The sequence below is a fragment of the Ahrensia kielensis DSM 5890 genome (assembly GCF_000374465.1).
Classification (GTDB): Bacteria; Pseudomonadota; Alphaproteobacteria; order Rhizobiales; family Rhizobiaceae; genus Ahrensia; species Ahrensia kielensis.
Genome location: NZ_KB894533.1, coordinates 110,821 through 136,410, shown reverse-complemented (window position 1 = coordinate 136,410; position 25,590 = coordinate 110,821). Strand labels below are relative to the sequence as shown.

Genomic DNA, 25,590 nt, shown 5'->3' with positions numbered 1-25,590 from the left:
CTCCCCTATGACAACTATCCAGCACTACACACTTTTAAAAAAAGCGCACAACTAAAACTATCCTATTTCATTGCTGAATATTGAAACATAGTTGCCGCATACCGTTTTTACAGAGTCAAAACGTTGCGATAATATATCTTATTGAAGAGGCAGACAGCCGCAAAACACAAGCTTCTCGGATGCTGTTACAATTCGGCACACGCATGGGTTTAGTTTTAAATTAATCGAATAGAAACCAAAGCAGAGAAATAATACATTAGTTTAACATTATTTTCACTCGAGCAAACGAACCTATAAAAAGTTTAGCGAGAAATAGGCTGGCCATGACATCAGCTGATGCATAGGCCTTATCCCTGATGGTGGCCTCGAGGTTATGTACCAATCGCACGCTAGAGTGAGAGGCTATGCATGAAAACGTCTATGCGTTTACAATCAAAGGATAAATTGCCATTTCCTAGCCGTAAACGCTTGGATAATTTTCAAACAGCCCTTTGCCACACCATTGTTGACCGCATGGAACAAGGCGTCATTGTCTTTGACCATGAAAATATTCTGTTCGCCAACAAGACTGTCTGTGAAATTCTATCCGTCTCAGAAGATTTTCTCAGCCCGGGCTCCTCATTGGAAGAGTTTATCAAGTTCGGCGTTAAACGCGGAGACTATTATCCAAATTCCGAACTCACCTTAGCCGCAATACGCATGCGCCTCATGGCAGGTGAAGATTTTGTGCTGTTACGCAAGACACCCAATGGCCGTTTTTATCGTATTAATAGCCGATATCAAGATGGCATTGGCATTAGCACTTATACCGACATTACCGAAGAAACACGCGAAAAAGCCGTTTTAGAGACAACCGTTGAAACGATTGCACAAGGCTTGCTCGTACATGACCGCGAGAACATCGTCATCGCCAACAAGCATATGTTGAGCGTGATGAATTTGCCTGCTGAAATCGTCGAAACCGGCACGCCATGGATAGAGTTTGTCAAATATCGCGCAGAACGCGGCGACTATGATAGTGTTGATGAGCACGTACAGAAAATTCTCGATGCATTTGATTCACAAACAGGTTTCTCAACTGAAACCCGTGCTAACGATAAGACAATACGCGTTGAATGCCGCAATGCGCATGACATGATGTTTGTCACTTACACAGATGTGACGGACGCCAGAGCGCGTGAAACAAAGCTCCAGCAAAAAGAAGCTGAAGTGAGAGTTCTGGCAGAGACCGATAGTCTCACCGGCGTAAAGAACAGACGTGCCTTTGACGATTACCTCGCAAAACAGTTCAAGCACTGGCAAAAGAACTCAAATAATAGCCAAAAAGAATTGGCGCTCATCCTTCTTGATTTGGATCACTTCAAACCGGTCAACGACACCTATGGTCATAGTTTCGGAGACAATCTTCTAAAACGGGTTGCGCGGCGCTTTGGTAAAGTTATTCGAAAAAGCGATACGATTGCGCGCATTGGCGGCGATGAATTCGGCGCGATTGTCGAGGTCGCTTGCAAAAGCGAGGCAATAGAAATCGCAACCCGCATGCGCGATGCGACAAGACAGCCAATTCTGATCGATAAAACAAAACTACGCGTGAATGCATCTGTTGGCATCAGTTACTTCTCCGATGGCTTTAATGATGCATCGGCTATGTTTGTTGGCGCTGATCTTGCGCTATACGCTGCGAAAGACGACAGTCGCGGTTCTGTTTATGAATTTGAACCTGAATTTGCATATAACGCGAAGGCAAAATATCTTCTCGAACAAGACCTTATGTCTGCATTGGATAAGAATGAATTCGTCCTTTATTATCAGGTTCAGCAAAATCTAAGCACTGGCAGCGTTGCTGGCTATGAAGCATTAATGCGTTGGCAGCACCCAACCAAAGGGCTGGTATCACCGGCCGACTTCATACCCTTGGCAGAAGAAACAGGCCTTATTGTTCAAATGGGGCGCTGGGCACTTAAGCAAGCTGCGCGAGATTTTGGCGGAAAAGATAATAATACACGCGTCGCCGTCAATGTATCTCCGGTACAGTTCCGCGAATCTAATTTGATCGAAGATATTCAGCAAGCGCTTGCAGAATATGATCTTGCGCCTGAACAATTGGAAATTGAGATAACTGAAGACGTCCTCATTGAGGACAATTCAAATACGTTGAAAATCCTTGAAGGTATTCGCGAACTTGGTGTCGGCCTCTCACTGGATGACTTTGGTGCGGGATATTCCTCATTGGGTTATTTAACGCGTTATCCATTCAGCAAGCTCAAAATTGATCGCTATTTCATTGACCAAATGATCCGCGATGAACGAAGCAAATCATTGGTAAAGTCAATTCTTTCCCTTGCTTCAAATATGGGCATGAAAGTGACAGCGGAAGGCGTGGAAACACCTGAACAGCTTGATCTTTTGATAAAAAGCAATTGCGATGAAGTTCAAGGATATCTGCTTGGCAGGCCAGAGCCCTTTAGCAAAATCAACAGATAGACGGCGCCTGCAAAACGACGCAGAACAGTTTTTCTTTGCGTGCACTGCACAAAACTCTTAAACGGGGCAGCATGATGTGCATGTCCCGAGTATTATAATGTTGCCCGAAAGCCCAAAATGTCATGCAGACTTAGTGTCACGGTTTCGCTGGAACATACCGAAGCGTTTCAATATTGGCGTTGCCTGCGCGGACGCTATTGCAAGCTTAACGCCTGATAAGCCTGCAATTATTGATTATTCATCTGGAACACCGCAAACGCTTAACTTTAAACAACTAGCCGAGCGATCAAGCCGTTTTGCTTCTGCATTGGATGGCATTGGCATAAAGCGCGGTGACCGCGTCGCCATCATGCTTCCTCAAAGCATTGAGGCTGCCATCGCTCACTTAGGCATTTATAAACTCGGCGCAATCGCCGTTCCGCTTGCCATGCAATTTGGGCCAGAAGCAATGCAACATCGCCTTACAGCATCAGGCGCGCGCGCTTTCATTGCTGATAACGCAGGCTTGGAACGTTTAAGCATCATTCACTCCAACCTACCCAATTTACAAATAAGGATTTCAGTTGGGCGCACAGGTAACGCGTATAATTTTGATGACTTAATTTCAAAAGCATCCACCAATTACCCATTCGCCAACACACTGGCTGATGACCCTGCGATGATGCTTTTTACATCTGGCACCACTGGACAGCCCAAAGGCACATTACACGCACACCGTGTTCTACTGGGCCATCTTCCGGGTATCCAAATGGCGCAAGGCTTCATGCCTCAAAATGGTGACCGCCTATGGACACCATCTGATTGGGCTTGGGCTGGCGGTCTATTAAACGCTTTGCTGCCTGCCCTTTATTTTGGCGTAACCGTCGTTGCAGCGCGCGCTCCAAAATTTGAAGCAGACTGGGCGATAGACCTCATAGGCAAGGCTGAGATTCGCAATATTTTCATGCCGCCAACAGCATTAAAATTGATGCAATCCAATTTAAGCAAAGCCTCCAAATTAAATATTCGCTCCATCGGTTCTGCAGGTGAAGCGCTGGGCGGGCAAACGCTGGAATGGGCAAAACAACACTTCGGCGTCAGCATCAACGAATTTTACGGCCAGACAGAATGTAATGCGATCATCAGTGCCTGCCATGAACTTGGCACAATTAAATCTGGCTCGATGGGCAAAGCGGTTCCAGGCCATCAAGTCGTGGTTCTTGATGAAGAAGGAAAAATTGCTAAAACGGGCGAAGTTGGGGAAATTGCCGTTAAAAACGATAGCCCCGTCATGTTCCTGCGATATTTCAACAATGAGACAGAGACCACCAAAAAGTTCAAAGGCGACTGGTTGCTAACCGGCGACCGCGCATTGTGCGATGACGAAGGTTATGTCCATTTTGTCGGTCGCAACGATGATATTATTATCTCTGCTGGTTACCGTATTGGCCCGACTGAAATTGAAGATTGCTTGACCGCCCACCCAGCCATTGAGCTGGCTGCCGTTACGGGAAAAGCAGATGCAACACGCACACAAATCATTGTGGCCCATATCAAACTTGTTGAAAATGAGCGGCCAAGCGAGCAGCTAAAATTGCAAATCCGCGACTTTGTGAAAACGCGTCTATCGGCCCATGAATACCCGCGCGAGATAAATTTCGTCGATTCGATTCCGATGACCGAAACGGGTAAAATTATTCGCAAAGCATTTCGCAGCTAGAACAAACGTTCCTGCTTATCGTTTTCCAAGCATGTGTTTTAAACGTGCACTCACATTTTTGGCTGTTTTCTTCGTCGAACTATACAGGTCCATTTGAGCTGCCGCTTGGCGCACTTCACGTTCTTTACTTGGATCAACACCAATCACAAGCGTCGCCATCTCGGCATTATCCTGCCAAAGATGTGACATCATCGGATGATCTTCAGAAGCGCAGCTGTCGGCAAATGTAATGTTCGGGTCATCCAAGAGTGCTTCAGTTGTGCGCACCATCAGCAATTTGCCCGGTGAGAACGCACGCATGGTTTCATCATAAGCGATTTTCCATGTCCAAGCTGAACCGCTTTCGATAAACACAATGAGCGAAGCAATAACGCGGTTATCCAACTTCAACATATAGATACGGCATTTATCAACCTCCGCCAGCGAGTTCACCGCTTCACGTGCAAAAGCTGCCCGCAATCGGTCCGACGCGAGTGAAGTGCGTTGCTTGCCTTTCCAACCTGCATTTTCAAGGAGCAGAAACTCCTCCATACCCTGACGTATTTCAGTCGGATTACGCGCAATCTCGAAAACAAAATCGCCCTCCCCCTCCATCTTGCGCCACAGGCGCCCGAAGTCTCGGCGGTGGTGGCTGCCCATACTTTCTTTAAAGTAAACATCTGCATCGGCAGTCGCATCTAGAACGGGCCGTTTGACGCTACGTGTAGTGGCCAGAGGCAAGCCATTGGAAAGCGCAACAGATCTCAAAAGAGAAACAACAGGGCTATTCAACATGACATCGGGAAACGCGATGATCTTCGGCAAAGGAACAGTTGGCAATGATAGCGTACCAAACAAATCTTCAATGATCTGCATCGCTTCGCGGCGCTCAACAATCGGCGTTCCCAATGGTCCATAAGGGTTTGCCCAAGCGCGAATAAGATCAGGCCCGATAGCAAAACCAGGCTTTTCTACGGTGAACGGCATCAAAAAACGGGTTTCAGAAGAACGATCATCTGAATCTTGAAGCACCAATAGGCGCACCTGACGCTCATCAAGGCGTGGCATCGCCGGTACGCAAAAGCGTGGGCTGAAAAACACATTCGGTTCTATGCAATAATCACCAGCGCGCTCAATTGCCGGCAAAAGATCAAAACCTGCTTTGGCTGGGAAAACCCGAAAATGGCGGCTGCCTTTCGACAGGCGGCTAACTTCAGGAATATTGCCTGTAATCTGGCTTGCAGGCGTACCTGGCATAACAAGCGGTGTTTCAGCAATCTCTTCATCAATAATCGGCAATGCAGACATTTTATGAAACTTCCTCATCAAGGGCGGGCGAAAATACAAACATTGAAACACCAATTCGCACCCGTACTATGTAGAACAGGGCTAGTGTTTCAAAAACGGTGGCAATGGCGGTCGCAGCAGCAGCACCATAAATGCCAAATTGAGGTATCAAAATCAGGTTCAAAGCGATGTTAATCGCTAGTACAGCTCCAAATACAGTCGCGCAAATGTTCTGATTACCCGACATGTTCAAAAGGTTTTCAGCAGGGCCAATGCTTGCTCTAAGCACCACACCCGTGACCATGATAAACAGAACAGGATAGCCTTCACGGAAAGCTGTACCGAACATCGAAAGCAACAGCGGGCCAGCAGCAAGCACGATAATGCCCATGATCAGTGATGGCCAGAATGTCCAAGTCGCAGAGCGGCGCGCCAACAAACGCAATGCGGATTTATCATCATCGTCGATGCGCGCTGCGAACAGGTTAGAAACACCTGCTTTGACAGCAAAGAAAACAAAATGGACAAGGGCTAAGGTTTTTGCGGTTGCGTAATAAATACCCACGCTTTCGGGGTCCAACATAATGCCAACCATAAAAACATCGGCGTGCACGAGCAAAGAAAAGAAGCCGTCCACGAGAAAAATAGGAAGCGCAACCAATATCCAATTCTTCATTTCAATGCGCGGTTTAGCTTTTTTATATGTCCGATCCAAACCCCGTATGATGACAAAATGTTGGATAAGAGTGCTGAAATAGCTTGCGATGACAGCGCATACTAACCCCGTCACCCCATTGACCGGATAATCTAAAAGCCAAGCGCCAACCATCAATGCCAAGATGAATAATGGGCGCAGCAAATATGTAGGCGCAAGGGCCCTAATAGGCCAGCTATTGGCGCGCGCCGTACCATCAAGCATATCACCCAATGCGATCATAGGCAGTGCAAAAACACCAACAATGAATGGCAAGACATAGTGGCTATCAAAGAAATTTGAACCATAATAGGCAACGCAAATCGTAGCTAATGCTGCGATTGTAGAGCTCAGCAATACGAAAACCCGGCTTGTCAGCAAAATGCCGTGCATACCTTCAAGATCGTTTTTCTCACGATATTGCGGCAGAAACCGAATGATTGCCGTGGGAAAACCAAGGCATGACAAATTGCCTATGACGATCATGGCAATCCATACCATGACAAAAATGCCATATTCATAAGCGCCCATAAAACGAGCAAGGACAACTTGGCTTACAAAGGCGATTGCAGCGCTAAATATGCGGATAGAAAAAGCAATAACTGAAGCGCGTTGCGCGCTAGAAGCATCATCCGTACCAGACAGCGCAATATCTAAACGCTCGGCGAAGGGCCGCAAACGCGCAAAAAGCGACGTTGGAAAGAATGTTTCAGCTGTTTGTACTGCAGAGAACCGCAATGTCTTCACCCATAAATTGAATATGAGTGGGTTATACGCCGATTGGCTTAAAATTTTGTTCGTATATGAGCCGCGTTCAAATTGCTGAAAGACATGGTAAACCAAGCACTAACGCAAAGGGCCTGCACGATTAATAATTCGTGCAGGCCCTCTCAATTAGATCAGAATTGGCTTTAAAATTTATGCAAATGCACCATGGCAATGTTTAAATTTCTTGCCCGAACCACACGGACATGCCTCGTTACGACCAATTTTACCCCATGTTTCAGGGTTTTCGGGATCGCGGTCCTCAGGTGCAACAAACCCAAGCGCAGCAGAAGACAGCGCAGCCGCGGCACCAGCAGGGCTTGAACCTTCGCCAAAGTCGTTTTCGCCCGTTGTACCGTCAATGTGGCGACCTTCCATTTCAGGCAATTCAGGCTCTGGTGCATCAGCGGCATCGCGTACAATTTCCACACGCATCAATTTTGACGTTACTGAAACACGTAAACTTGCAAGCATTGTTTGGAACAGTTCAAAAGCTTCCTGCTTATATTCTTGCAATGGGTCACGCTGCGCATAGCCTCTAAAGCCAACAACAGAACGCAAATGATCAAGCGCAACCAAATGCTCGCGCCACAATTCATCAATCGTCTGCAAAATCAATGACTTCTCAACATAAGTCATGATCTCTTGGCCGAACCGTTCGGTACGCTGCGCAGCAACATCATCGCTAACTTTGAGCAAACGCTCCAACATATCGTCTTCAGCTATACCTTCTTCTGCGGCCCATTCTTCAATCGGCGCATCGATGTTAAGCTGCTCAATCACCGCTTCTTTAAGTTCAGCAATATGCCATTGTTCAGCATAGGCTTTTTCAGGAATATGCTGGGCAATGAGGTTTTCAATCACTTCATGGCGCATTTCTGTGACTGTTTCAGTCAGATCTTCGCTGTCCATCACCTCAAGACGTTGTTCAAAAATGACCTTACGTTGGTCATTCATCACATCATCATATTTCAGCAGATTCTTACGGATATCGAAGTTGCGCGCTTCAACTTTACGCTGCGCCTTTTCAAGCGCTTTGTTGATCCACGGATGAACAATCGCCTCGCCGTCTTTCATGCCAAGCTTTGTGAGCATACCGTCCATGCGCTCTGATCCAAAGATACGCATCAGATCATCTTGTAAGGACAAATAAAACTTAGAACGGCCCGGGTCGCCTTGACGGCCCGAACGGCCTCGCAACTGATTATCAATACGGCGGCTTTCATGGCGCTCTGTCGCCAGAACATAAAGACCGCCAGCGTCTAGCGCCTCTTTCTTCAAAACTTCAATTTCAGCAGCAATTTCCGCTTTGCGTTTTTTGATTTCGGCTTCATCCGTAACATCGCCCAGTTCCTGCGCAACACGCATTTCCAGGTTACCGCCGAGCTTAATATCCGTACCACGGCCAGCCATATTAGTCGCAATCGTGATTGAACCGGGCACACCTGCCTGAGCAACAATGAAAGCTTCGCGTTCATGCTGACGCGCATTAAGAACTTCGTGCTTCACGCCGCCTGCCTTGATGGCGTTTTCAACATCGCTCAGCGATGTCTTCAAATATTCAGCAAACTCTTTTTCTTTGCCTTCTTTGATCGCAGCAATACGGCTTTCCAACTTACCTTTCAGCGCTTGCAAATATGAAACATTGCTAAGGAAACTGGAAAGAAGTTCAGATTTTTCAATCGATGTTGTGCCCACAAGAACCGGCTGCTTGCGGTTTTGGCAAGAAATAATATCCAGCACAACGGCATCGTATTTTTCTTCAACAGAACGATAAACTTCGTCGTCTTCATCGATACGTTTAACGGGAAGGTTTGTCGGAATTTCAGAAACACCAAGACCGTAAATATTGCCGAATTCTTCCGCTTCGGTAGAAGCTGTACCGGTCATACCCGATAGTTTTTCATACATGCGGAAGTAGTTCTGGAACGTCACAGAAGCTAGCGTCTGGTTTTCAGGCTGGATAGTTGTGCCTTCCTTTGCCTCAAGCGCCTGGTGCAAGCCTTCAGAGAAGCGTCGGCCAGGCATTTGGCGGCCCGTAAATTCATCAATAATAACGATATCGTCACCCTTGACCATATAATCTTTGTCGCGCTGGAAAAGCTTATGCGCTTTCAGCGCATTATTGATATGGTGAACAATTGACACGTTCTCGACATCATAAAGGTTGTCACCTTTTAGCATGCCAGCTTCACGCAAAAGATTTTCGACGCGCTCTGTACCATCTTCGGTAAATGTCGAAGATTTTTGCTTTTCGTCAATCGTGAAGTCTTCATCATTCAACATCGGAATGAATTTATCGATTTGAACGTAAAGCTCGGACTTATCTTCAAGCGGGCCTGAAATAATAAGCGGCGTGCGCGCTTCGTCCACCAGAATGGAGTCAACCTCATCGACCACGGCAAAGAAATGTTCACGCTGCACCATTTGCGAGCGGTCCATTTTCATATTGTCGCGCAGATAATCAAATCCAAGTTCGTTATTTGTCGCGTAAGTCACGTCGCAATCATACGCCGCTTTGCGCGCATCATCATCCATTCCATGAACAATGACGCCGCAGCTCATGCCAAGGAATGAGAAAATCCGGCCCATCTCTTCGCTGTCACGCTGTGCAAGATAGTCGTTTACGGTAACAACGTGAACGCCCTTGCCTGCCAGAGCGTTGAGATATGAAGGTAATACCGCAACAAGCGTTTTACCTTCACCAGTGCGCATTTCGGAAATTGAGCCGTCATTTAAAACCATACCGCCGACAAGCTGTACATCAAATGGGCGAAGCCCTAACGCGCGCACAGATCCTTCTCGTGCAACAGCAAAGGCTTCCACCAAAAGACTATCAAGTGTTGCGCCATCTGCGATGCGTTTGCGAAACTCATCCGTCTTTGCGCGTAGCTGCTCATCTGAAAGCGCTTGTATTTCACTTTCAAGCGCATTGATTGCAGCAACATTGCTGTCGAATGATTTTAAATAACGGTCATTTGCCGTGCCGAAGATTTTGGCTGCGATGCCGCCGATACTGACCATTATATATGGTCCTTTCCGTTAAAGCCGACTTGGATAAGTCGCTGAAATGAGTTGCAGCTACAATTGCTGCAATTGAACAGTTTTGGCACTCAGGTTTGAAAAATCCAAGCTGGACGCGCCACATTCGGACAGATAAGAGTGGCATTAATCGATGTCAACGCTACGACCAATGCCATTAATACGCCACGTTCACGGGTTGTTGATCGCAAAACGAAGCAAAACTAAAGAAATGGACTATTATCCCATGACACTAACGTCAACTAGCCTACCGTTGAACGCAGTTCGCACACGTAAAGTTGCGCGCCTTTCTGCAGCTATTTTTGCCATTGGCAGCGTTTTCAGCACAGCAGCATTCGCGCAAGATGCTGAAGATAAAATTATTGGCACATTGGGCGGCGAACCAATCATGCAAAGTGATTTGGCTTTAACGGTTAGTGAAATGGGCGAACAACTGGGCCAAGTTCCTGCTGAACAGCAGCAATTTGCCGCGCTTATGGCGCTGATCGACATTAAGCTACTGGCTTCAAAAGCACGCGAAGATGGCCTTGATCAGGATGACGAGTTTAAAAAACGCGCTAAATTTTTAGAAGACCGCACTCTTCATAACATCTTGTTCAGAAAAGATGTCATCGACGGCATAGCAAATGAAGAAGTGCGCGCACGTTATGACAAAGAAGTTGCTGCAACACCTTCCGAAAATGAAGTAAACGCAGCGCATATTTTGGTGGAAACCGAAGAAGCAGCTAAAGAAATCATCAAAGCGCTTGATGACGGTGCAGATTTTACTGATTTGGCAAAAGAAAAATCAACAGGCCCATCTGGTCCTCAAGGTGGTGATCTGGGCTATTTCACAAAAGGCCGCATGGTTCCTGAATTTGAAGAAGTTGCTTTTGCACTTGATGCAGGCGGTTACACCAAAGAGCCCGTTAAAACACAATTTGGTTATCATGTGATTTTGGTGAAAGACATTCGCCCTGTTCAGCCACCAGCATTTGAACAGGTTCAGCCGCAAATCCGCGCAACTTTATTGCGTGAAAAATATTTCAACTACATCAAAGGTCTTCGTGACACAGCTGAAATAAACATCGAAGATGAAGCGCTCAAAGCAGCTTATGAAAAAGCAATCGCGGAACAAGAAGCACAGTAAACATGGCGAAACCATCACCTGTATCCCCACTGGCACCAAAACAGGTGCCAGTATTGCCGCCAATTAAAGGCGTTACGCTGGCCACAGCTGAGGCAGGCATAAAATATAAAGGCCGCACAGATGTGATGGCGATGATTTTTGATCAGCCCGCAGCCGTTGCAGGCGTGTTTACAAAATCAAAATGCCCGTCAGCGCCGGTTGACCTTTGCCGTGCTCATTTGCCTAAAGGCCGCGCAAAAATACTTATTGTCAATTCGGGCAATGCAAATGCCTTTACCGGCAAAAAAGGCATAGCGGCAACAAAGCTTACAGCTGAAATCGCTGCAAAAGCAGCCAATTGCGCCATTGATGAAGTATATCTTTCTTCAACAGGTGTGATCGGCGAGCCTTTGGATGCGACAAAATTTGAAGGCCACATCGAGCAGATGGTTAAAACCGCTGAGCCAGATGCATGGTATCAAAGCGCGCAAGCCATTATGACGACCGATACATTTGCCAAAGTTGCAACCCAAACGGCGAGCATTGACGGCAAAAACTACACGATTAATGGCATGAGCAAGGGCGCAGGTATGATCGCCCCTGATATGGCGACAATGCTTGCCTATGTGGTAACAGATGCTCCTGTTTCTGCCGCTGTTTTGCAAGATTACCTATCTGCATCGACCAAAACGACATTCAATGCCGTGACCGTTGACGGTGACACATCCACCTCTGATACCCTGCTGGCGTTTGCAACAGGCGCGGAAGAATTCACAAATCCTGATGATGAAAAACTAGCCGCGTTCAAAGCAGCCTTTCATGCTGTGCTTCATGATCTTGCTATGCAAATCATTCGCGACGGTGAAGGCATCCGCAAAGTTATGCGTGTTGAGGTTGAAGGCGCAACATCGCAAGATGCCGCCAAGAAAATCGCAATGTCCATCGCAAACTCTCCGCTTGTAAAAACGGCGATTGCTGGCGAAGACGCCAATTGGGGCCGCGTTGTTATGGCTGTTGGCAAAGCTGGCGAACCAGCCGACCGCGATCGCCTTCAAATTCGCTTTGGCGATATTATCGTTGCAAGAGACGGTGAGCGCGAAGAAGGCTATAGCGAAGAAAAATGCGCCGCTTATATGAAAAATGATGAGATCGTCATCGGCGTCGACATTGGCCTTGGCTCGGAACGCTTTATCGCATGGGGCTGCGATTTGACCAAAGAATACGTAGAAATCAACGGCGATTACAGAAGCTAAACCTATTATGTTACCTTCTCTAATTGCGCAGTAGGAGTTGTTGAAGCCTTTGCCTAAACTTTCACTTGTAAGACGACTGGAAGCCGTTGGTTTTCGTGCATGGCCCGCTGCATCTGTTCATTATGACGGAAGCTGGGCCGTAAGGCTCACAGCAAGCCACCCTTCACGCAGGTTAAACTCGGTCAATCCGCTCGACCCTGCGGATCAACGTGATTTTGAAAACCGTATTGCCCGTATGGAGCATCGCTTTGCATCCTATAACAGGCCATTGGTTTTCAGGCTTTCCCCGCTTGCGCCCGCCCCCTTGGCAGCACATTTTGACAAGGAAGGTTGGCAACGCATTGCTGAAACGCACGTACTCATGGCAACATTGAAAGATATGGACCTTGATTCAGGCATTTATCAATTGCCGGGCAAAGACATCGGGCGCTTCGTTGATGCATCCATCACGATCAGGGGTGAAGACCCTGAGCGCAAACCTGGACTTACCGAAGTTCTAGAGGCAATCCGTCCGCCCAGTGGTATGTTCGTCATGGAAGATGATAAAGGCCCCGTTGCGTGTGCATTATGTGTACGTGACAATGATATGGCTGGCCTTTTTGACATTGGTGTACGCCATGATTGTCATGGCATGGGATATGGCCGTTCTATCGTGCGAACAGCATTGCGCTGGGCCCGCCAGCAAGGCGCCAAAACAGCTTGGTTACAAGTAGAAGCAGCCAATAAGGGTGCCAACGCGCTTTATAGTCGCTTGGGCTTCTCTGAAGTTTATTCCTATGTGTACCGTACCAGAAAAAATGATCATCATGAGTGATATGCTCCTTGTTACAGCGTGCGCGCTTGTTGATACCGACAACCGAATATTGCTGGCTCAGCGTCCTGAGGGAAAATCACTGGCAGGCTTGTGGGAATTTCCAGGCGGAAAAATCGAACAAGGCGAAACGCCCGAAGAAAGTCTTGTGCGAGAACTTAAAGAAGAGCTCGGCATTACAACCCAAACGGCATGCCTTGCCCCTTTAACATTTGCCAGTTACGCCTATGAAAAATTCCATCTCCTGATGCCATTATTCATTTGTCGTAAATTTGAAGGAATTCCAATGCCGCAGGAAAATCAGACACTTAAATGGGTTCGCCCTGAAAAATTACGTGATTATCCTATGCCACCGGCAGACGAGCCCTTGATCCCTGTGCTTCAAGATTTGCTGCGTTAACAAGCTCCCATCACAAACGTTCAACATCGTTAATCAATCGTTTAATCAAAACTGATAATAGTCATTACTTAGATGACGACGATTACTATTACGGAGTTTGCGTTATGAGTGACGAATTGGAATGGGCAATAATTCGCGGTGAAGATGAACGCCAAACTGCGCCGAGAAAAAACAACACCCTACGCATTGCACTTCTTTTTGGCGGCGTAGCCGTAGCCTTAGGACTTTTCGCAACTCCATTCCTTGATCGCAATAACGGTGCTAGTCAAAGTTTTCATACGCTTGCAAACAACATTGATCCCTTTACAACAGCAAGCACGCGAAACAGCGCAAGCCCTCAAAAATCATACACAATAAGGCGATCTGTTTTGCAAAAAAGCCCTGTCGCAAAATGTATCATTCAAACCAATGGCGCGCCAATCGGCGATTGTTAAAATGCCGAAAATATTCTTCAGCTTGAGTTAATCAAAAACCGAAACCAATTCAGCATGCTGCATTTCTAATGCATACATTAACTTATTTGGGTTAGATAATTGAGCTCAAGGATTTTTTCAGATGCTAAAACAATTTTTATCTAACGAATGCGGTGCAACAGCGATTGAATACGCATTAATCGCTACAATGTTGTCATTGGCAATTATAGCAGGTGTTTCAAACGCATTTGATGCGATTGAGTACCTTTTTGCCGACAATGGTTCAAAGATCAATACAGCAATGAACTAACTGTTTGCCGTTCTGTCTTTCAACACTTTGGCAAGGCTTTGTGTTGCACTACCGGGTTTGAGTGGCTGTGACTGCGATGCATCCGGCGCCCATCCAGACATCCATATAAATGAAAATGTCGCACGAATTCGCCCATCTGAATCAGCAAAATTCTCTGCATAATGTTGAGCAGCATTATGAAAAAGATCACGGCGGCTTAAACTCTTTTGTCTTTCAACAAGCGTGTTGGTTGCTCCCATTGCACGTAAATCCAGCATAAGATCTAACATCGTGTCATAGCGCACAACAACGCTATCAATATCAGTGACTGGCAAGGCAAATCCTGCGCGCTGCAAAAGTCCGCCAGCATCGCGCACATCCATAAATGGCAAGACACGCGGCCTCACACCACCTGAAATTTTACTTTCTGCCGCAAACAAGCTTTGGCGCAGCTCCGTGAGTGTGTCGCCGCCAGGAACACAGGCTAGAAAAAGGCCGTCCGGCTTTAGCGCACGGCAATATTGTATCAACATACCCGGCATATCATTGGCTTGATGAAGGCTCGCAACATCGATAATCAAATCTTCAGACTGCGCATCAAGCCCCAATATGTCCCCATGCCGTAATTGCACATCATCCATAGCCGCAGATATTTGCAGCGTTTTTTGATCATCGAAATGCGCCCGAACAAAGCTTGGGTACATACTTACAAACCGGCCTGATTTAAATTTTCGGTTCGTAATATCGAGGCGATCTTTTAAGTCCTCTAAAATGCGGGTGAGCAAAAAATCTGCACCGGTAATGTTGAGCCGTTCTGCACGCTGAACTGCTGCATCAACTTGCTTTTTATCAATAATGGTGCGGATACTCATAAACTGCTTTCATCAAGGCTGATTGTTTTGAAACTACAAATGAGAACTTGGGCGAAAAATGCAAGTCGTTCCGTCTTTGGAACTCTATTTCCCGATGTTTGTCTTGGTTGCGGCGCTTTTGTTACCAAGCAAGGAGTTGTTTGTGCAAATTGCTGGTCCAAGCTTCAATTTATCGAACGTCCCTATTGTGAAATAAACGGCACGCCTTTCACTGTCGATTTTGGCCTTGGCGCTGTCAGTGCAAACGCCATCGCCAATCCGCCTCATTATCATGCCGCGCGTTCAGCAACTATACATTTGAGCATCGCTCGGCAATTGGTAACGCGCTTAAAATACGCGGATAGAACAGATCTTGCGCCATGGATGGCCGATTGGATGATCCGAGCAGGACGCGAATTTATTGATGAAGCAGATTTGGTCGTGCCCGTTCCCCTGCACCGATGGCGTTATTTCTCGCGCCGCTATAATCAATCCGCTGAGCTGGCCCGTGTCATTGCCAAAAAAACGAGCAAAACCCATTGCCCATCTGCATTGTTAAGAAAAAAGCCGACACGGCAGCAAGTTGGCCTTAATTTGCGCCAAAGGCAGGAAAATGTGCGCGGCACGTTTATTGTGCCTGCAGATCAACACATACAGATTGCGGGGCGAACAATTTTGTTGATCGACGATGTTCTGACCACCGGCGCAACGGTGAATGCAGCGGCCAAAGCATTGCAAAAATCAGGCGCAGCCAAGGTTTATGTTTTGACCTTTAGCCAAGTGGTTCCACAATTCATTGAGCCGCACAAAATTAGCTCAAGCTAATTGAACACTGTAAATTGATGCAAATTGCATTTGCTCAAAGACAAACAGCGCCTATATACGCGTTTGAAACGTTAGGAAAAACAATGGCAAAAGTAACAATCTATACGCGCAAAATGTGCGGCTTCTGTTCAGCAGCAAAATCGCTGCTCAATAAGAAAAAAGTATCGTACAAAGAACATGATGCAACTTTTGATCCTGCGCTTAAAAAAGAAATGATACAGAAATCAAACGGCGCCGCTACGTTCCCGCAAATCTTTATCGGTGAGCTTCATATTGGCGGCTGTGATGATCTTATGGCGCTGGAACGTGCCGGTAAACTTGACCAACTTTTGAAAGCTTAAATATGCGCTGTGCAGCAATTCAAATGCGGTCCGGCATTGATGTCGCCGCAAATATTACCGCGATGGATAAATTGGTGCGCGATGCGGCCGCCGATGGTGCTCAATATATTCAAACGCCAGAGATGACAGGGCTTTTGCAAAAAGATCGCAAAGCTTTGATGGCTGCGATAAAGCCAGATCAAGATGATCTCGTTCTTGGCATAGCAGCAAGCCTTGCCAAAGAATTGAACATTTGGCTGCATATTGGTTCTACACCGATATTGCTGGAAGGCGGCAAGGTTGCCAACCGTGCAGCACTTTTCTCACCTCAAGGCATCCGTGCGGCGACATATGACAAAATCCATATGTTTGATGTGGATCTCGACAATGGTGAAAGCTGGCGTGAGAGCGCTGTTTACGAGCCAGGCGAGGCAACGCAAATCGTTCAAGCCGGTGAAATGACACTTGGCCTTGCCATTTGCTATGATGTGCGCTTTCCAAATATTTTCCGCGATCAAGCCTTGGCAGGCGCGAATGTTTTGACCACACCAGCAGCTTTTACCAGACAAACGGGTGAAGCCCATTGGCACGTTCTTCAGCGCGCGCGCGCCATAGAAAATGGGGCTTATGTAATCGCCGCGGCACAAGGCGGCACCCATGAAGATACCCGCGAAACATATGGCCACTCAATCATTGTTGATCCTTGGGGAACTGTTCTGGCTGAAAAAGCCGACGATATACCTGGTTATATTATAGCCGATATCGACATATCTAAATCTGTAGAAGCGCGTAAAAAAATACCGAATTTGAAAAACGCTCGCCCGTACCGGGTTGAAACACAGCATACCGAATAAATTCATGAAATTTTCACTTGAATGTAAAAACACCCACGCCTTTGAAGGTTGGTTTAAATCAAATGATGATTTTGAAACGCAATCAAAGCGTGGTTTTTTGGAATGCCCTATTTGCGGCACGCATGAAGTGGCCAAATCATTGATGGCACCATCTGTTTCGACAGGCCGCCAAAAAGAAAAAATCCAAGTCGCCGCTGGGCAAAAAGCGCAGGCCGAAATTATGTCCAAGATGATGGAATTTGCTAGAGAAGTGAAATCCAAAGCCGATAATGTAGGCGATAAGTTTCCAGAAGAAGCGCGCAAAATACATTACGGTGAAGCCGATAGTAGGCCCATTTATGGGAAAGCGTCTAATGAGGAAGTTGCCGAGCTTTTGGATGAAGGCGTCGAACTCATGCCCCTACCCGATGTTCCAGACGATGAGAAGTTGAACTAGACAGGCCTTATGTATCGGCGTCTCGCTTCGCAACAACCATGTAATTAACATCCATATCTTTTGATAAACGCCAGTCATCCGTCAATGGATTGTAGAAAACGCCGCTCTGCTTAAAAACAGAAACGCCTGTCCCATCCAGTGCAGCATCAATTTCAGATGGCTTGACCAGTTTTTCAAATTGGTGCGTGCCTTTAGGCAACCAACGCAAAACATTTTCCGCCATAAAAATCGCCAATGCCCGCGCTTTAGCTGTTCGGTTAATTGTCGCGATAAAGATCAAACCACCCGGTTTGACCATATGTGCACAGGATTTCAAAAATAGATCAACATCGGAAACATGCTCAACAACTTCCATGTTCAAAACAACGTCGAACTTCTCACCATTCGCATCAAGGTTTTCAGAAGTTGTCGCGCGGTAATCTATCGCCAGTCCTGACTGGTTTGCATGAATTTTAGCAATTTCAATATTTTTTTCTGACGCATCGGCGCCCACAACATCCGCGCCCATGCGTGTCATAGGCTCGCACAATAGACCGCCGCCGCAGCCAATATCCAGAACACGCAATCCAGAAAATGGCTTATCTTTTGAAACATCAAGCTCGAAATGCTCAGTCACTGTCTCGCGAATATAGCGCAAACGCACCGGATTGAACTTGTGTAATGGCTTAAACTTACCAGCAGGGTCCCACCATTCAGCAGCCATTGCTGAAAAACGGTCAACATCTTCCTGATCAATTGTTGTGGCATTTTCTGCGGACATGGCAAGCTCCTTATCGCCAAGAGATTGAGCGTCAGTGCCCTCAAGTCAAGAGGCACAGTGCCGCAGATCGCTTTAACACGCGACAAGCTTGCAGGTATGAAAAGTTTTCGCTAAGGAGCGCGCAGTAATTATTTAGTCCAACGACCAATAGTCGAGCATCGCAAAATGGCCCGCATTGTCATGAAATTTGGCGGCACGTCCGTCGCCGATATTGAACGCATTCGCAATGTTGCCAAACATGTGAAGCGTGAAACCGATGCAGGACACGAAGTCGCTGTGGTAGTTTCTGCCATGGCGGGCAAAACCAATGAGCTTGTTGGCTGGGCCCGTGAAGCCTCTCCAATGCATGATGCGCGTGAATATGATTCAATCGTAGCATCGGGCGAACAGGTAACAGCCGGACTTCTCGCCATTACCTTGCAGAACCTAGGCGTTGATGCGCGCTCTTGGCTTGGCTGGCAAATTCCGATTAAAACCGACAATGCCCATGGCGCCGCCCGCATCATGGAAATTGAAGGTTCGGAAATGGTTCGCCGCTTGGGCCTTGGTCAAGTTGCTGTTGTTGCTGGTTTTCAAGGTATTGGCCCAGATAACCGTATTGCCACACTGGGCCGGGGCGGATCTGATACAAGCGCGGTTGCCATTGCAGCGGCCATTAAAGCTGATCGCTGCGACATCTATACGGATGTTGATGGGGTTTATACGACCGACCCGCGCATTGAGCCAAACGCGCGCAGATTGAACAAGGTCTCTTATGAAGAGATGCTTGAAATGGCCTCACTTGGGGCGAAAGTATTGCAGGTCCGTTCTGTTGAACTGGCTATGGTACATAATGTACGCACCTTTGTGCGTTCCAGTTTTGAAGCGCCGGACGCACCCGGAATGGGCGATTTTGAAAATCCGCCCGGCACACTGATTTGTGATGAGGATGAAATCGTGGAAAAGCAGATCGTTACCGGCATTGCTTATGCAAAAGACGAAGCGCAAATCTCACTGCGTCAGCTTGATGACCGCCCCGGCGTGTCAGCGGCAATTTTCGGCCCACTGGCCGAAGGCGGCATCAATGTTGATATGATTGTCCAAAATATTTCCGGCGACGGAAAATATACAGACATGACATTTACCGTGCCGCACGGCGATCTTGAAAAAGCGGTTGCTCTTTTAACCGAGAATAAAAGCAAAATTGGCTTTGATGAAGTTCAGTCCGAAGCAGGCTTGGTGAAAGTTTCTGTTATCGGTGTTGGCATGCGTTCACACACAGGTGTTGCAGCAACGGCATTTAAAGCGATGGCTGATAAAGGCATCAACATCCGTGCGATCACAACATCAGAGATTAAAATTTCTATTTTGATCGACGGACCTTATGCAGAACTGGCTGTAAGAACGCTTCATAAAGTTTATGGTCTCGACAAGGCTTAACTTGCAGTTCAAAATCACACCTGAATAAACCGGTACGCTTATGTGATTTGCGTGCCGTGAAAGAGGTATTGCAATTAGATGCGGGATGTAGACGCCGGCCCAAGAGTATTACTAAAACGGATTCGCCAGATCATGGTGAAGCCGATGGACCCACAAACGCGTCTTGATCGCTTCGTTGAAGAAATCGCCCAATCAATGGTTGCAGAGGTTTGCTCTGCCTATGTACTGCGCGCCGATAGCATATTGGAGCTTTATGCCACTTTCGGTCTAAACCCTGATGCTGTTCACTTATCACAATTGCGCCTTGGCCAAGGTCTCGTCGGCACGATTGCATCCTCATCAAGGGCGTTAAACCTATCTGAAGCGCAAAGACATCCAGCGTTCCAATATCTACCGGAGACAGGAGAGGAACTTTATCATTCCTTCCTTGGCGTGCCTATTTTGCGCGCTGGCCGCACGCTCGGCGTTCTGGTTATCCAAAATGAAGCGCACCGCGTTTATTCCGACGATGAAGTCGAAGCCATGGAAACCGTCGCCATGGTTATTGGCGAACTCATCGCCCAAGGTGATCTAAAAGGCTTATCCACCGCTGGCGTTGAGCTGGACATGGAAAAACCGGTTTCACACCATGGGCAAAGCCTGTCTGATGGCATTGGTCTTGGCCATGTTGTTTTGCATGAGCCACGTGTTGTCGTCACCAACCTGTTCAACGAAGATACGGACGCAGAATTAGAAAGGCTTGAGAAAGCCATTCGGGGCCTTCGCCTGACAATTGATGACATGCTTGCACGACGCGAAGTCGCCTTTGAGGGTGAACACCGCGAAATTCTCGAAACCTACCGCATGTTCGCGCATGACAAAGGCTGGGTTCGGCGCATGGAAGAAGCGGTGCGCAACGGCCTGACCGCCGAAGCAGGCGTTGAAAAAGTACAAAGCGACATGCGCGCGAAGATGCAATCGATCAATGATCCATTTATGCGCGAACGCTTAAGCGACTTTGATGATTTGGCCAATCGCTTGCTACGCCAATTGGTGGGTAATGCCGGTGCCAAAGCGAGCAATATGCCGCAAGATGCTATTTTGATCGCGCGCACGATGGGCGCAGCAGAACTTTTGGACTATCCACGCGACACATTGCGCGGCCTTGTCCTCGAAGATGGCGCACCCACCAGCCATGTTGTCATTGTTGCACGCGCAATGGGCATTCCGGTTGTCGGGCAAGCCAAAGGCGTTGTTGCAGTTTCAGAAAATGGCGACGCGATCATTGTTGACGGCCTTGCCGGTGATGTTCACTTGCGCCCGCAGCAAGACGTTCAATTGGCCTTTGCTGAAAAAGTGCGCTTCCGTGCCAAACGCCAAGAAGAGTACCGCGCATTACGCACGCAGCCAAATATCACAAAAGATGGCGAAGAATTTTCGCTGATGATGAATGCTGGCCTGATGGTCGACATGCCTCAACTGGAAGAATCAGGTGCCAGCGGCATAGGCCTATTTAGAACCGAACTTCAATTTATGGTTGCCTCGACTTTCCCCAAAGCCGATGCGCAGGAAAAACTGTACCGCGCCGTCATTTCTGAAAGCGGTGGCAGGCCCGTTACATTCCGCACACTCGATATTGGCGGCGACAAGGTTCTTCCATATTTCCGCAATGCACCTGATGAAGAAAACCCTGCCCTTGGCTGGCGCGCCATTCGTTTGGCGCTTGATCGGCCTGGCCTCTTCCGAACTCAATTGCGTGCGCTTTTGCGTGCATCCGCAGGCAGTGAACTGCGCTTAATGGTGCCGATGGTCTCTGAAATTTTGGAGCTCAGACAATCGCGCGAGCTTATTCAAAACGAAGTACGTCATCTTTCAAAATTTGGTCATGGCCTACCCAACAAAGTGCGCCTTGGCGCCATGTTAGAAGTGCCAAGCCTTTTGTTTGACCTCGACAATTTGATGAAAGAAGCCGACTTCATTTCCATTGGCTCAAACGATCTCTTCCAGTTCTTTATGGCAACAGATCGCGGTAACAGCCATGTCGCAGGCCGGTTTGACACTTTAGGCATTCCGTTTCTGCGCGCGCTTAAATCAATCGCTGACAAAGCCAAAGAGCATGGCACATCGCTCACATTATGCGGTGAAATTGCATCAAGGCCTATAACAGCACTCGCGCTCCTAGCCCTTGGCATTAACAAGACATCGATGTCACCTGCGGGCATTGGCCCTGTTAAAGATGCGCTGCTAAAAACCGATATCGGAGCGCTGCGCAATGAATTATTGCCGTGTTTGGAAAATGGCATTCCAGACCGCTGCGCCCGAACACTTATTGAAGATTTCGCTGAAAAGCATGATATACCGCTTTAGAGCGGTTTCCGCAAAAGTAGATGCCTCTTTTACATTTGAAATTGCGGCCCACAAAGACATTGAGCTTAAACGAGATTTATTTCACGCATGATAGAATTGCCTGACGACAAGATGGACCAAATGGTCAAGCGTTTTGAAATGCTTGAATCACAAATGGCTGAAGGGCCTGACGCCGAAACCTATGTAAAATTGGCTGGTGAATATTCCGATCTGGAAGATCTTGTAAAAAACATCCGCCAATACCGCGCCAAGACATCTGAAAAAGCTGAACTTGATACGATGCTTGCTGACCGTACGACAGATGCGGAAATGCGTGAGCTGGCAGAGATTGAGCTTGAAGAAGTAGAAGAAGCGATTGAAGGCCTGCAGCAAGACATCCAAGTCTTGCTGCTGCCCAAAGATGCTGCTGACAGTAAAAGTGCAATTTTAGAGATTAGAGCCGGAACAGGCGGGCTAGAAGCTGCGCTTTTTGCTGGCAATTTGTTTCGTATGTATGAGCGTTTTGCTTCTGAAAATGGCTGGAAAGTTGAAGTCATTTCACAAAGTGAAGGTGACGCAGGCGGCTTTAAAGAAATCATCGCAACGGTTACTGGCCGCGGCGTGTTTGCGAAATTCAAATTCGAATCCGGCGTTCACCGCGTTCAGCGTGTACCTGAAACAGAATCAGGCGGACGTGTTCACACATCAGCCGCAACTGTCGCCGTTTTACCGCAAGCCGAAGAAGTCGACATTGCTATTCGCACCGAAGATATTCGCATCGACACAATGCGCGCATCAGGTGCTGGTGGCCAGCACGTTAACACGACCGACAGTGCCGTTCGCATCACGCATATTCCAACTGGCGTCGTTGTTGTGCAGGCAGAAAAATCTCAGCACCAAAACCGTGCGCGGGCAATGGAAGTATTGCGTGCCAGATTATATGATATGGAGCGCCAAAAGGCCGCTGATGAACGTTCTGAAAACCGCCGTCTGCAAGTTGGCTCCGGCGACCGCTCAGAGCGCATTCGCACATATAATTTCCCGCAAGGGCGCGTGACCGATCACCGTATCAATTTAACGCTTTATAAGCTTGATCGGGTGATGGAAGGTGATCTCAATGATGTCATTAATCCTCTTATCGCCGATTATCAGGCGACTTTGCTGACCGAAAATCTGGAAGGTTGATCGGTTGACAACGCGCATTGAAGGTCTAAGCATCGAACAAGCGTATCGCGATGCGCGCAAAAAGTTTCGCGAAGCGGGTTTAGAAACGCCCGACATGGATGCAGCGCTTCTTCTCGAACATGTTTGCGGCGCCACGACAATTGACCGCATGACCGCGCCTGATAAACGGTTGACGCTAAGCCAAAGCGATACCTTTGCTGCTTTCGTTGAACGCCGCCTGCTGCGGGAGCCCGTTCACCGCATTATGGGCGAACGGGAATTTTACGGCCTAACGCTTGGCCTTAATGAAGCCACCCTCATCCCGCGTCCCGACACAGAAATCCTCGTGGAAATGGCACTGCCATTCGTCCATGAACGCATTGCTCTAAGCGGCACATGCTCCATTTTGGATTTGGGCACTGGCACTGGCGCGATCGCGCTCGCAATTTTAAGCCAAGCACCTTTGGCTACAGCGACGGCAACTGATCTGGAACCAAAAGCACTTGAAATGGCGGTACAAAATGCCGAGCGCCATCAGCTCCAAAACCGTTTCTCAACGATACAATCGGACTGGTTTGAAAATGTGACTGAGCGCTATGATCTCATCATCTCAAATCCGCCTTATATAGTCAGTAAAGTCATAAATGATCTTGCTGTTGATGTGCGCAATTACGATCCGATGCTTGCATTGGACGGCGGCGATGATGGCCTAAACGCCTACCGCATTATTGCATCGCAGGCCGCAGCTTACCTCAAGTCGGGTGGACGAATCGCCGTTGAAATCGGGTTTGATCAAAAAACGAGCGTTTCAGCTCTGTTCAATCAGGCCGATTTTACGACATTGGAGGCAAAAAATGACCTCAGCGGAAATAATAGAGCACTTTTTTTCACATAAATTTCATGAATTTAGTTAAAAAATAAAAAAATCGCTTGGCAAGCAGCAAAAGCAACGTTACCAAAGATAGCAAGTGAAGCCGAGTGACTTTCAGTCCGGCATAACACCGTAATCTAATTCACTAACGGGCGGCGATAGGTTTGCTAAGAAGCAAATGACGTCACGGGAAGCCTCGTTTGAAAGTGACACGAGATCAAAAATGATAATCATCCGTAGCGATCATATGGTCCAAACCGGATTCAAGCTTCTGAAAAGTAAGACGAGATTTAGATGAGACCACAACAGCAGGGTCGCCGCCGTAATAATAATCGTGGTGGCAATAATAACAGAAACCGAAATCAAAATCCGCTCCAGCGCAGCTATGAAAGCAATGGACCGGATGTAAAAATTCGAGGCAATCCGCAAGTCATTGCCGACAAATACAACCAACTTGCACGCGATGCGAGTTCTGCCGGTGATACTGTGATGGCAGAAAACTATTTCCAGCACGCAGAACATTACACACGCATCATCATGGCTGCACAGCCAGTACAGCAACCGCGCGATGAGAATGATCAAAACGAAAATGATCAGAACGAAAACGCGCAGGGCGACAACACGCAAAACGATAATGCGGATAACGAAAACAATGATACGCAAGCAAATGCTGGCGATCAGGACAACCGCAACAATAATCGTGGCCGCCAGCGTAACAACAATCGTGGCCGTGGGCGTGATCGCGACAATGATCAAAATGATAATGATCAAAGTTCGAATGACAGCAAGCCTGAAGTGACGGCTGAAGCCGCACCAGAAAAACAGCCTGAAGTAAAAGCTGAAACTTCTAGTGTATCCGCAGAGCCAGTTGCTATCGCACAAGAAACGGCAGAGCCAGCGCCAGCACCGGTGAAAAAACCGCGTGCACCACGCAAGCCCCGTGCACCTAAAGTGCCTAAGGCAGAAGCTCCAGTCGAAGCTGCGGCTGAACCTGCTCCTGCAGAAACAGTCAGCGAACCAAAGCCGGAAGCTGCTGAATAGTTTTATTCAACTTTAAATCATTTAACCCGTCTTGAGCATCTCAAGGCGGGTTTATTTTTATCTAATGGGAACCTCCTTCTCAATACGGCGTTGTTAGAACATAGCAACCAATCAGAAGGATACAGTCATGAATTGGGATATAGTTGAAGGTAACTGGGAACAATGGAAAGGCAAAGCTCGCGAGCAGTGGGGCAAGCTTACCGATGATGACATCGACATTGTTGAAGGCAAGCGCGAACAGCTTGTTGGAAAAATCCAAGAGAATTACGGAAAAACCCGAGACGAAGCTGAAAAAGAAGTCGACGACTGGCTCAGCAAATAAATAATGCACATTAAAGCCCCTGCATTGTCAGGGGCTTTTTTGTACAATGCGTTAGGAATTTAAGCGCTGCACGGCGTAAAACCTTTTATTCTCAAACGACCGTTCCCATATATTGTTTGACGATAGGGCTTGCCTCATTGATTGTCTGTAATGGGCAATTTGGGAGTCCGTCATCGAT

Annotated in this window: 23 protein-coding genes and 1 pseudogene; 18 read left to right on the top strand and 6 right to left on the bottom strand. The window is 47.5% G+C overall.

Features of this window, described 5'->3' with window-relative positions:
* Nucleotides 1-420 precede the first annotated feature (420 nt).
* The gene (locus C504_RS0115495; RefSeq protein ID WP_169385151.1) at nucleotides 421-2,484 is read left to right on the top strand and encodes an EAL domain-containing protein; all 2,064 of its coding nucleotides are present in this window, start codon (nucleotides 421-423) and stop codon (nucleotides 2,482-2,484) included.
* A 97-nt stretch (nucleotides 2,485-2,581) separates the two neighbouring features.
* Nucleotides 2,582-4,183, top strand: coding sequence for an AMP-binding protein (locus C504_RS0115490; RefSeq protein ID WP_018690282.1), 1,602 nt, complete (start codon nucleotides 2,582-2,584; stop codon nucleotides 4,181-4,183).
* 15 nt (nucleotides 4,184-4,198) lie between these two features.
* On the opposite strand, the gene C504_RS0115485 is transcribed toward C504_RS0115490, so the two are convergent.
* The 4 genes and pseudogenes from C504_RS0115485 to secA form a co-directional block, all read right to left on the bottom strand.
* The gene (locus C504_RS0115485; protein WP_018690281.1) at nucleotides 4,199-5,470 is read right to left on the bottom strand and encodes a GNAT family N-acetyltransferase; all 1,272 of its coding nucleotides are present in this window, start codon (nucleotides 5,468-5,470) and stop codon (nucleotides 4,199-4,201) included.
* Between the two features lies 1 nt (nucleotide 5,471).
* Complete coding sequence (locus tag C504_RS0115480; RefSeq protein ID WP_245555237.1) at nucleotides 5,472-6,890, bottom strand: lipopolysaccharide biosynthesis protein; 1,419 nt, start codon at nucleotides 6,888-6,890, stop codon at nucleotides 5,472-5,474.
* Between the two features lie 171 nt (nucleotides 6,891-7,061).
* Nucleotides 7,062-7,133, bottom strand: a complete 72-nt coding sequence (locus tag C504_RS19125) for an SEC-C metal-binding domain-containing protein (RefSeq protein ID WP_425393387.1) — start codon at nucleotides 7,131-7,133, stop codon at nucleotides 7,062-7,064.
* Between the two features lie 119 nt (nucleotides 7,134-7,252).
* Nucleotides 7,253-9,932 (bottom strand): annotated as a pseudogene (secA, locus tag C504_RS0115475) (preprotein translocase subunit SecA); the annotation flags it as partial.
* Nucleotides 9,933-10,176: 244 nt separating this feature from the next.
* Between secA and C504_RS0115470 the strand changes: the two are divergent.
* The 6 genes from C504_RS0115470 to C504_RS0115445 all read left to right on the top strand — a co-directional run bounded on the left by C504_RS0115470 (nucleotide 10,177) and on the right by C504_RS0115445 (nucleotide 14,245).
* Nucleotides 10,177-11,079 carry a foldase protein PrsA gene (locus C504_RS0115470; protein ID WP_169385149.1) on the top strand — a complete coding sequence of 301 codons (903 nt, stop codon included), beginning with the start codon at nucleotides 10,177-10,179 and terminating at the stop codon, nucleotides 11,077-11,079.
* A gap of 2 nt (nucleotides 11,080-11,081) precedes the next feature.
* Nucleotides 11,082-12,311: a bifunctional glutamate N-acetyltransferase/amino-acid acetyltransferase ArgJ gene (argJ, locus tag C504_RS0115465; protein ID WP_018690277.1), complete on the top strand. Its 1,230-nt coding sequence runs from the start codon at nucleotides 11,082-11,084 to the stop codon at nucleotides 12,309-12,311.
* A gap of 49 nt (nucleotides 12,312-12,360) precedes the next feature.
* Nucleotides 12,361-13,125, top strand: coding sequence for a GNAT family N-acetyltransferase (locus C504_RS0115460; protein WP_245555235.1), 765 nt, complete (start codon nucleotides 12,361-12,363; stop codon nucleotides 13,123-13,125).
* Nucleotides 13,109-13,522, top strand: coding sequence for an 8-oxo-dGTP diphosphatase MutT (gene mutT, locus C504_RS0115455; protein ID WP_018690275.1), 414 nt, complete (start codon nucleotides 13,109-13,111; stop codon nucleotides 13,520-13,522). Before C504_RS0115460 ends, mutT begins: the two co-directional genes overlap by 17 nt.
* Before the next feature lie 104 nt (nucleotides 13,523-13,626).
* On the top strand, nucleotides 13,627-13,956 hold the full coding sequence (locus C504_RS0115450; RefSeq protein ID WP_018690274.1) for a hypothetical protein: 330 nt from the start codon (nucleotides 13,627-13,629) through the stop codon (nucleotides 13,954-13,956).
* A 121-nt stretch (nucleotides 13,957-14,077) separates the two neighbouring features.
* A complete protein-coding gene (locus tag C504_RS0115445; protein WP_018690273.1) occupies nucleotides 14,078-14,245 on the top strand; it encodes a Flp family type IVb pilin in 168 nt (55 codons plus the stop codon).
* On the opposite strand, the gene C504_RS0115440 is transcribed toward C504_RS0115445, so the two are convergent.
* Nucleotides 14,242-15,096: a methyltransferase domain-containing protein gene (locus tag C504_RS0115440; protein WP_018690272.1), complete on the bottom strand. Its 855-nt coding sequence runs from the start codon at nucleotides 15,094-15,096 to the stop codon at nucleotides 14,242-14,244. The two genes, C504_RS0115445 and C504_RS0115440, sit on opposite strands and share 4 nt — an antisense overlap.
* Nucleotides 15,097-15,135: 39 nt before the next feature.
* Between C504_RS0115440 and C504_RS18075 the strand changes: the two genes are divergently transcribed.
* From C504_RS18075 to C504_RS0115420, 4 genes are all read left to right on the top strand, one after another.
* Nucleotides 15,136-15,900: a ComF family protein gene (locus tag C504_RS18075; RefSeq protein ID WP_018690271.1), complete on the top strand. Its 765-nt coding sequence runs from the start codon at nucleotides 15,136-15,138 to the stop codon at nucleotides 15,898-15,900.
* 83 nt (nucleotides 15,901-15,983) lie between these two features.
* A complete protein-coding gene (gene grxC, locus C504_RS0115430) occupies nucleotides 15,984-16,241 on the top strand; it encodes a glutaredoxin 3 (protein WP_026317565.1) in 258 nt (85 codons plus the stop codon).
* 2 nt (nucleotides 16,242-16,243) lie between these two features.
* Entirely contained in the window at nucleotides 16,244-17,074 is an 831-nt protein-coding gene (locus C504_RS0115425) for a carbon-nitrogen hydrolase family protein (RefSeq protein ID WP_018690269.1), read from the top strand.
* Nucleotides 17,075-17,078: 4 nt separating this feature from the next.
* Nucleotides 17,079-17,510, top strand: a complete 432-nt coding sequence (locus tag C504_RS0115420; RefSeq protein ID WP_018690268.1) for a DUF1178 family protein — start codon at nucleotides 17,079-17,081, stop codon at nucleotides 17,508-17,510.
* Nucleotides 17,511-17,517: 7 nt separating this feature from the next.
* On the opposite strand, the gene ubiG is transcribed toward C504_RS0115420, so the two are convergent.
* On the bottom strand, nucleotides 17,518-18,270 hold the full coding sequence (gene ubiG, locus C504_RS0115415) for a bifunctional 2-polyprenyl-6-hydroxyphenol methylase/3-demethylubiquinol 3-O-methyltransferase UbiG (RefSeq protein WP_018690267.1): 753 nt from the start codon (nucleotides 18,268-18,270) through the stop codon (nucleotides 17,518-17,520).
* A 165-nt stretch (nucleotides 18,271-18,435) separates the two neighbouring features.
* On the opposite strand from ubiG, the gene C504_RS0115410 reads away from it, so the two are divergent.
* The 6 genes from C504_RS0115410 (at nucleotide 18,436) to C504_RS0115385 (ending at nucleotide 25,412) form a co-directional block, all read left to right on the top strand.
* A complete protein-coding gene (locus C504_RS0115410; RefSeq protein WP_018690266.1) occupies nucleotides 18,436-19,689 on the top strand; it encodes an aspartate kinase in 1,254 nt (417 codons plus the stop codon).
* A gap of 78 nt (nucleotides 19,690-19,767) precedes the next feature.
* Nucleotides 19,768-22,035 (top strand): phosphoenolpyruvate--protein phosphotransferase, encoded by a 2,268-nt coding sequence (gene ptsP / locus C504_RS0115405; protein WP_026317564.1) that lies wholly within the window; start codon nucleotides 19,768-19,770, stop codon nucleotides 22,033-22,035.
* A gap of 87 nt (nucleotides 22,036-22,122) precedes the next feature.
* Nucleotides 22,123-23,199 (top strand): peptide chain release factor 1, encoded by a 1,077-nt coding sequence (prfA, locus tag C504_RS0115400; protein ID WP_018690264.1) that lies wholly within the window; start codon nucleotides 22,123-22,125, stop codon nucleotides 23,197-23,199.
* Between the two features lie 4 nt (nucleotides 23,200-23,203).
* On the top strand, nucleotides 23,204-24,073 hold the full coding sequence (prmC, locus tag C504_RS0115395) for a peptide chain release factor N(5)-glutamine methyltransferase (protein ID WP_018690263.1): 870 nt from the start codon (nucleotides 23,204-23,206) through the stop codon (nucleotides 24,071-24,073).
* Between the two features lie 270 nt (nucleotides 24,074-24,343).
* Nucleotides 24,344-25,090, top strand: coding sequence for a DUF4167 domain-containing protein (locus C504_RS0115390; protein ID WP_018690262.1), 747 nt, complete (start codon nucleotides 24,344-24,346; stop codon nucleotides 25,088-25,090).
* Between the two features lie 127 nt (nucleotides 25,091-25,217).
* A complete protein-coding gene (locus C504_RS0115385; RefSeq protein ID WP_018690261.1) occupies nucleotides 25,218-25,412 on the top strand; it encodes a CsbD family protein in 195 nt (64 codons plus the stop codon).
* The last annotated feature ends 178 nt before the right edge of the window (nucleotides 25,413-25,590 follow it).

Excerpts from the sequence above, each read along its gene's own strand:
- C504_RS0115495 (WP_169385151.1), top strand. The coding sequence starts at position 421 with ATGCGTTTACAATCAAAGGATAAATTGCCATTTCCTAGCCGTAAACGC.
- C504_RS0115490 (WP_018690282.1), top strand. The coding sequence starts at position 2,582 with ATGTTGCCCGAAAGCCCAAAATGTCATGCAGACTTAGTGTCACGGTTT.
- C504_RS0115485 (WP_018690281.1), bottom strand. The coding sequence starts at position 5,470 with ATGTCTGCATTGCCGATTATTGATGAAGAGATTGCTGAAACACCGCTT.
- C504_RS0115470 (WP_169385149.1), top strand. The coding sequence starts at position 10,177 with ATGACACTAACGTCAACTAGCCTACCGTTGAACGCAGTTCGCACACGT.
- argJ (WP_018690277.1), top strand. The coding sequence starts at position 11,082 with ATGGCGAAACCATCACCTGTATCCCCACTGGCACCAAAACAGGTGCCA.
- mutT (WP_018690275.1), top strand. The coding sequence starts at position 13,109 with ATGATCATCATGAGTGATATGCTCCTTGTTACAGCGTGCGCGCTTGTT.
- C504_RS0115450 (WP_018690274.1), top strand. The coding sequence starts at position 13,627 with ATGAGTGACGAATTGGAATGGGCAATAATTCGCGGTGAAGATGAACGC.
- C504_RS0115445 (WP_018690273.1), top strand. The coding sequence starts at position 14,078 with ATGCTAAAACAATTTTTATCTAACGAATGCGGTGCAACAGCGATTGAA.
- C504_RS0115440 (WP_018690272.1), bottom strand. The coding sequence starts at position 15,096 with ATGAGTATCCGCACCATTATTGATAAAAAGCAAGTTGATGCAGCAGTT.
- C504_RS18075 (WP_018690271.1), top strand. The coding sequence starts at position 15,136 with ATGAGAACTTGGGCGAAAAATGCAAGTCGTTCCGTCTTTGGAACTCTA.
- grxC (WP_026317565.1), top strand. The coding sequence starts at position 15,984 with ATGGCAAAAGTAACAATCTATACGCGCAAAATGTGCGGCTTCTGTTCA.
- C504_RS0115425 (WP_018690269.1), top strand. The coding sequence starts at position 16,244 with ATGCGCTGTGCAGCAATTCAAATGCGGTCCGGCATTGATGTCGCCGCA.
- C504_RS0115420 (WP_018690268.1), top strand. The coding sequence starts at position 17,079 with ATGAAATTTTCACTTGAATGTAAAAACACCCACGCCTTTGAAGGTTGG.
- ubiG (WP_018690267.1), bottom strand. The coding sequence starts at position 18,270 with ATGTCCGCAGAAAATGCCACAACAATTGATCAGGAAGATGTTGACCGT.
- C504_RS0115410 (WP_018690266.1), top strand. The coding sequence starts at position 18,436 with ATGGCCCGCATTGTCATGAAATTTGGCGGCACGTCCGTCGCCGATATT.
- ptsP (WP_026317564.1), top strand. The coding sequence starts at position 19,768 with ATGCGGGATGTAGACGCCGGCCCAAGAGTATTACTAAAACGGATTCGC.
- prfA (WP_018690264.1), top strand. The coding sequence starts at position 22,123 with ATGATAGAATTGCCTGACGACAAGATGGACCAAATGGTCAAGCGTTTT.
- C504_RS0115390 (WP_018690262.1), top strand. The coding sequence starts at position 24,344 with ATGAGACCACAACAGCAGGGTCGCCGCCGTAATAATAATCGTGGTGGC.
- C504_RS0115385 (WP_018690261.1), top strand. The coding sequence starts at position 25,218 with ATGAATTGGGATATAGTTGAAGGTAACTGGGAACAATGGAAAGGCAAA.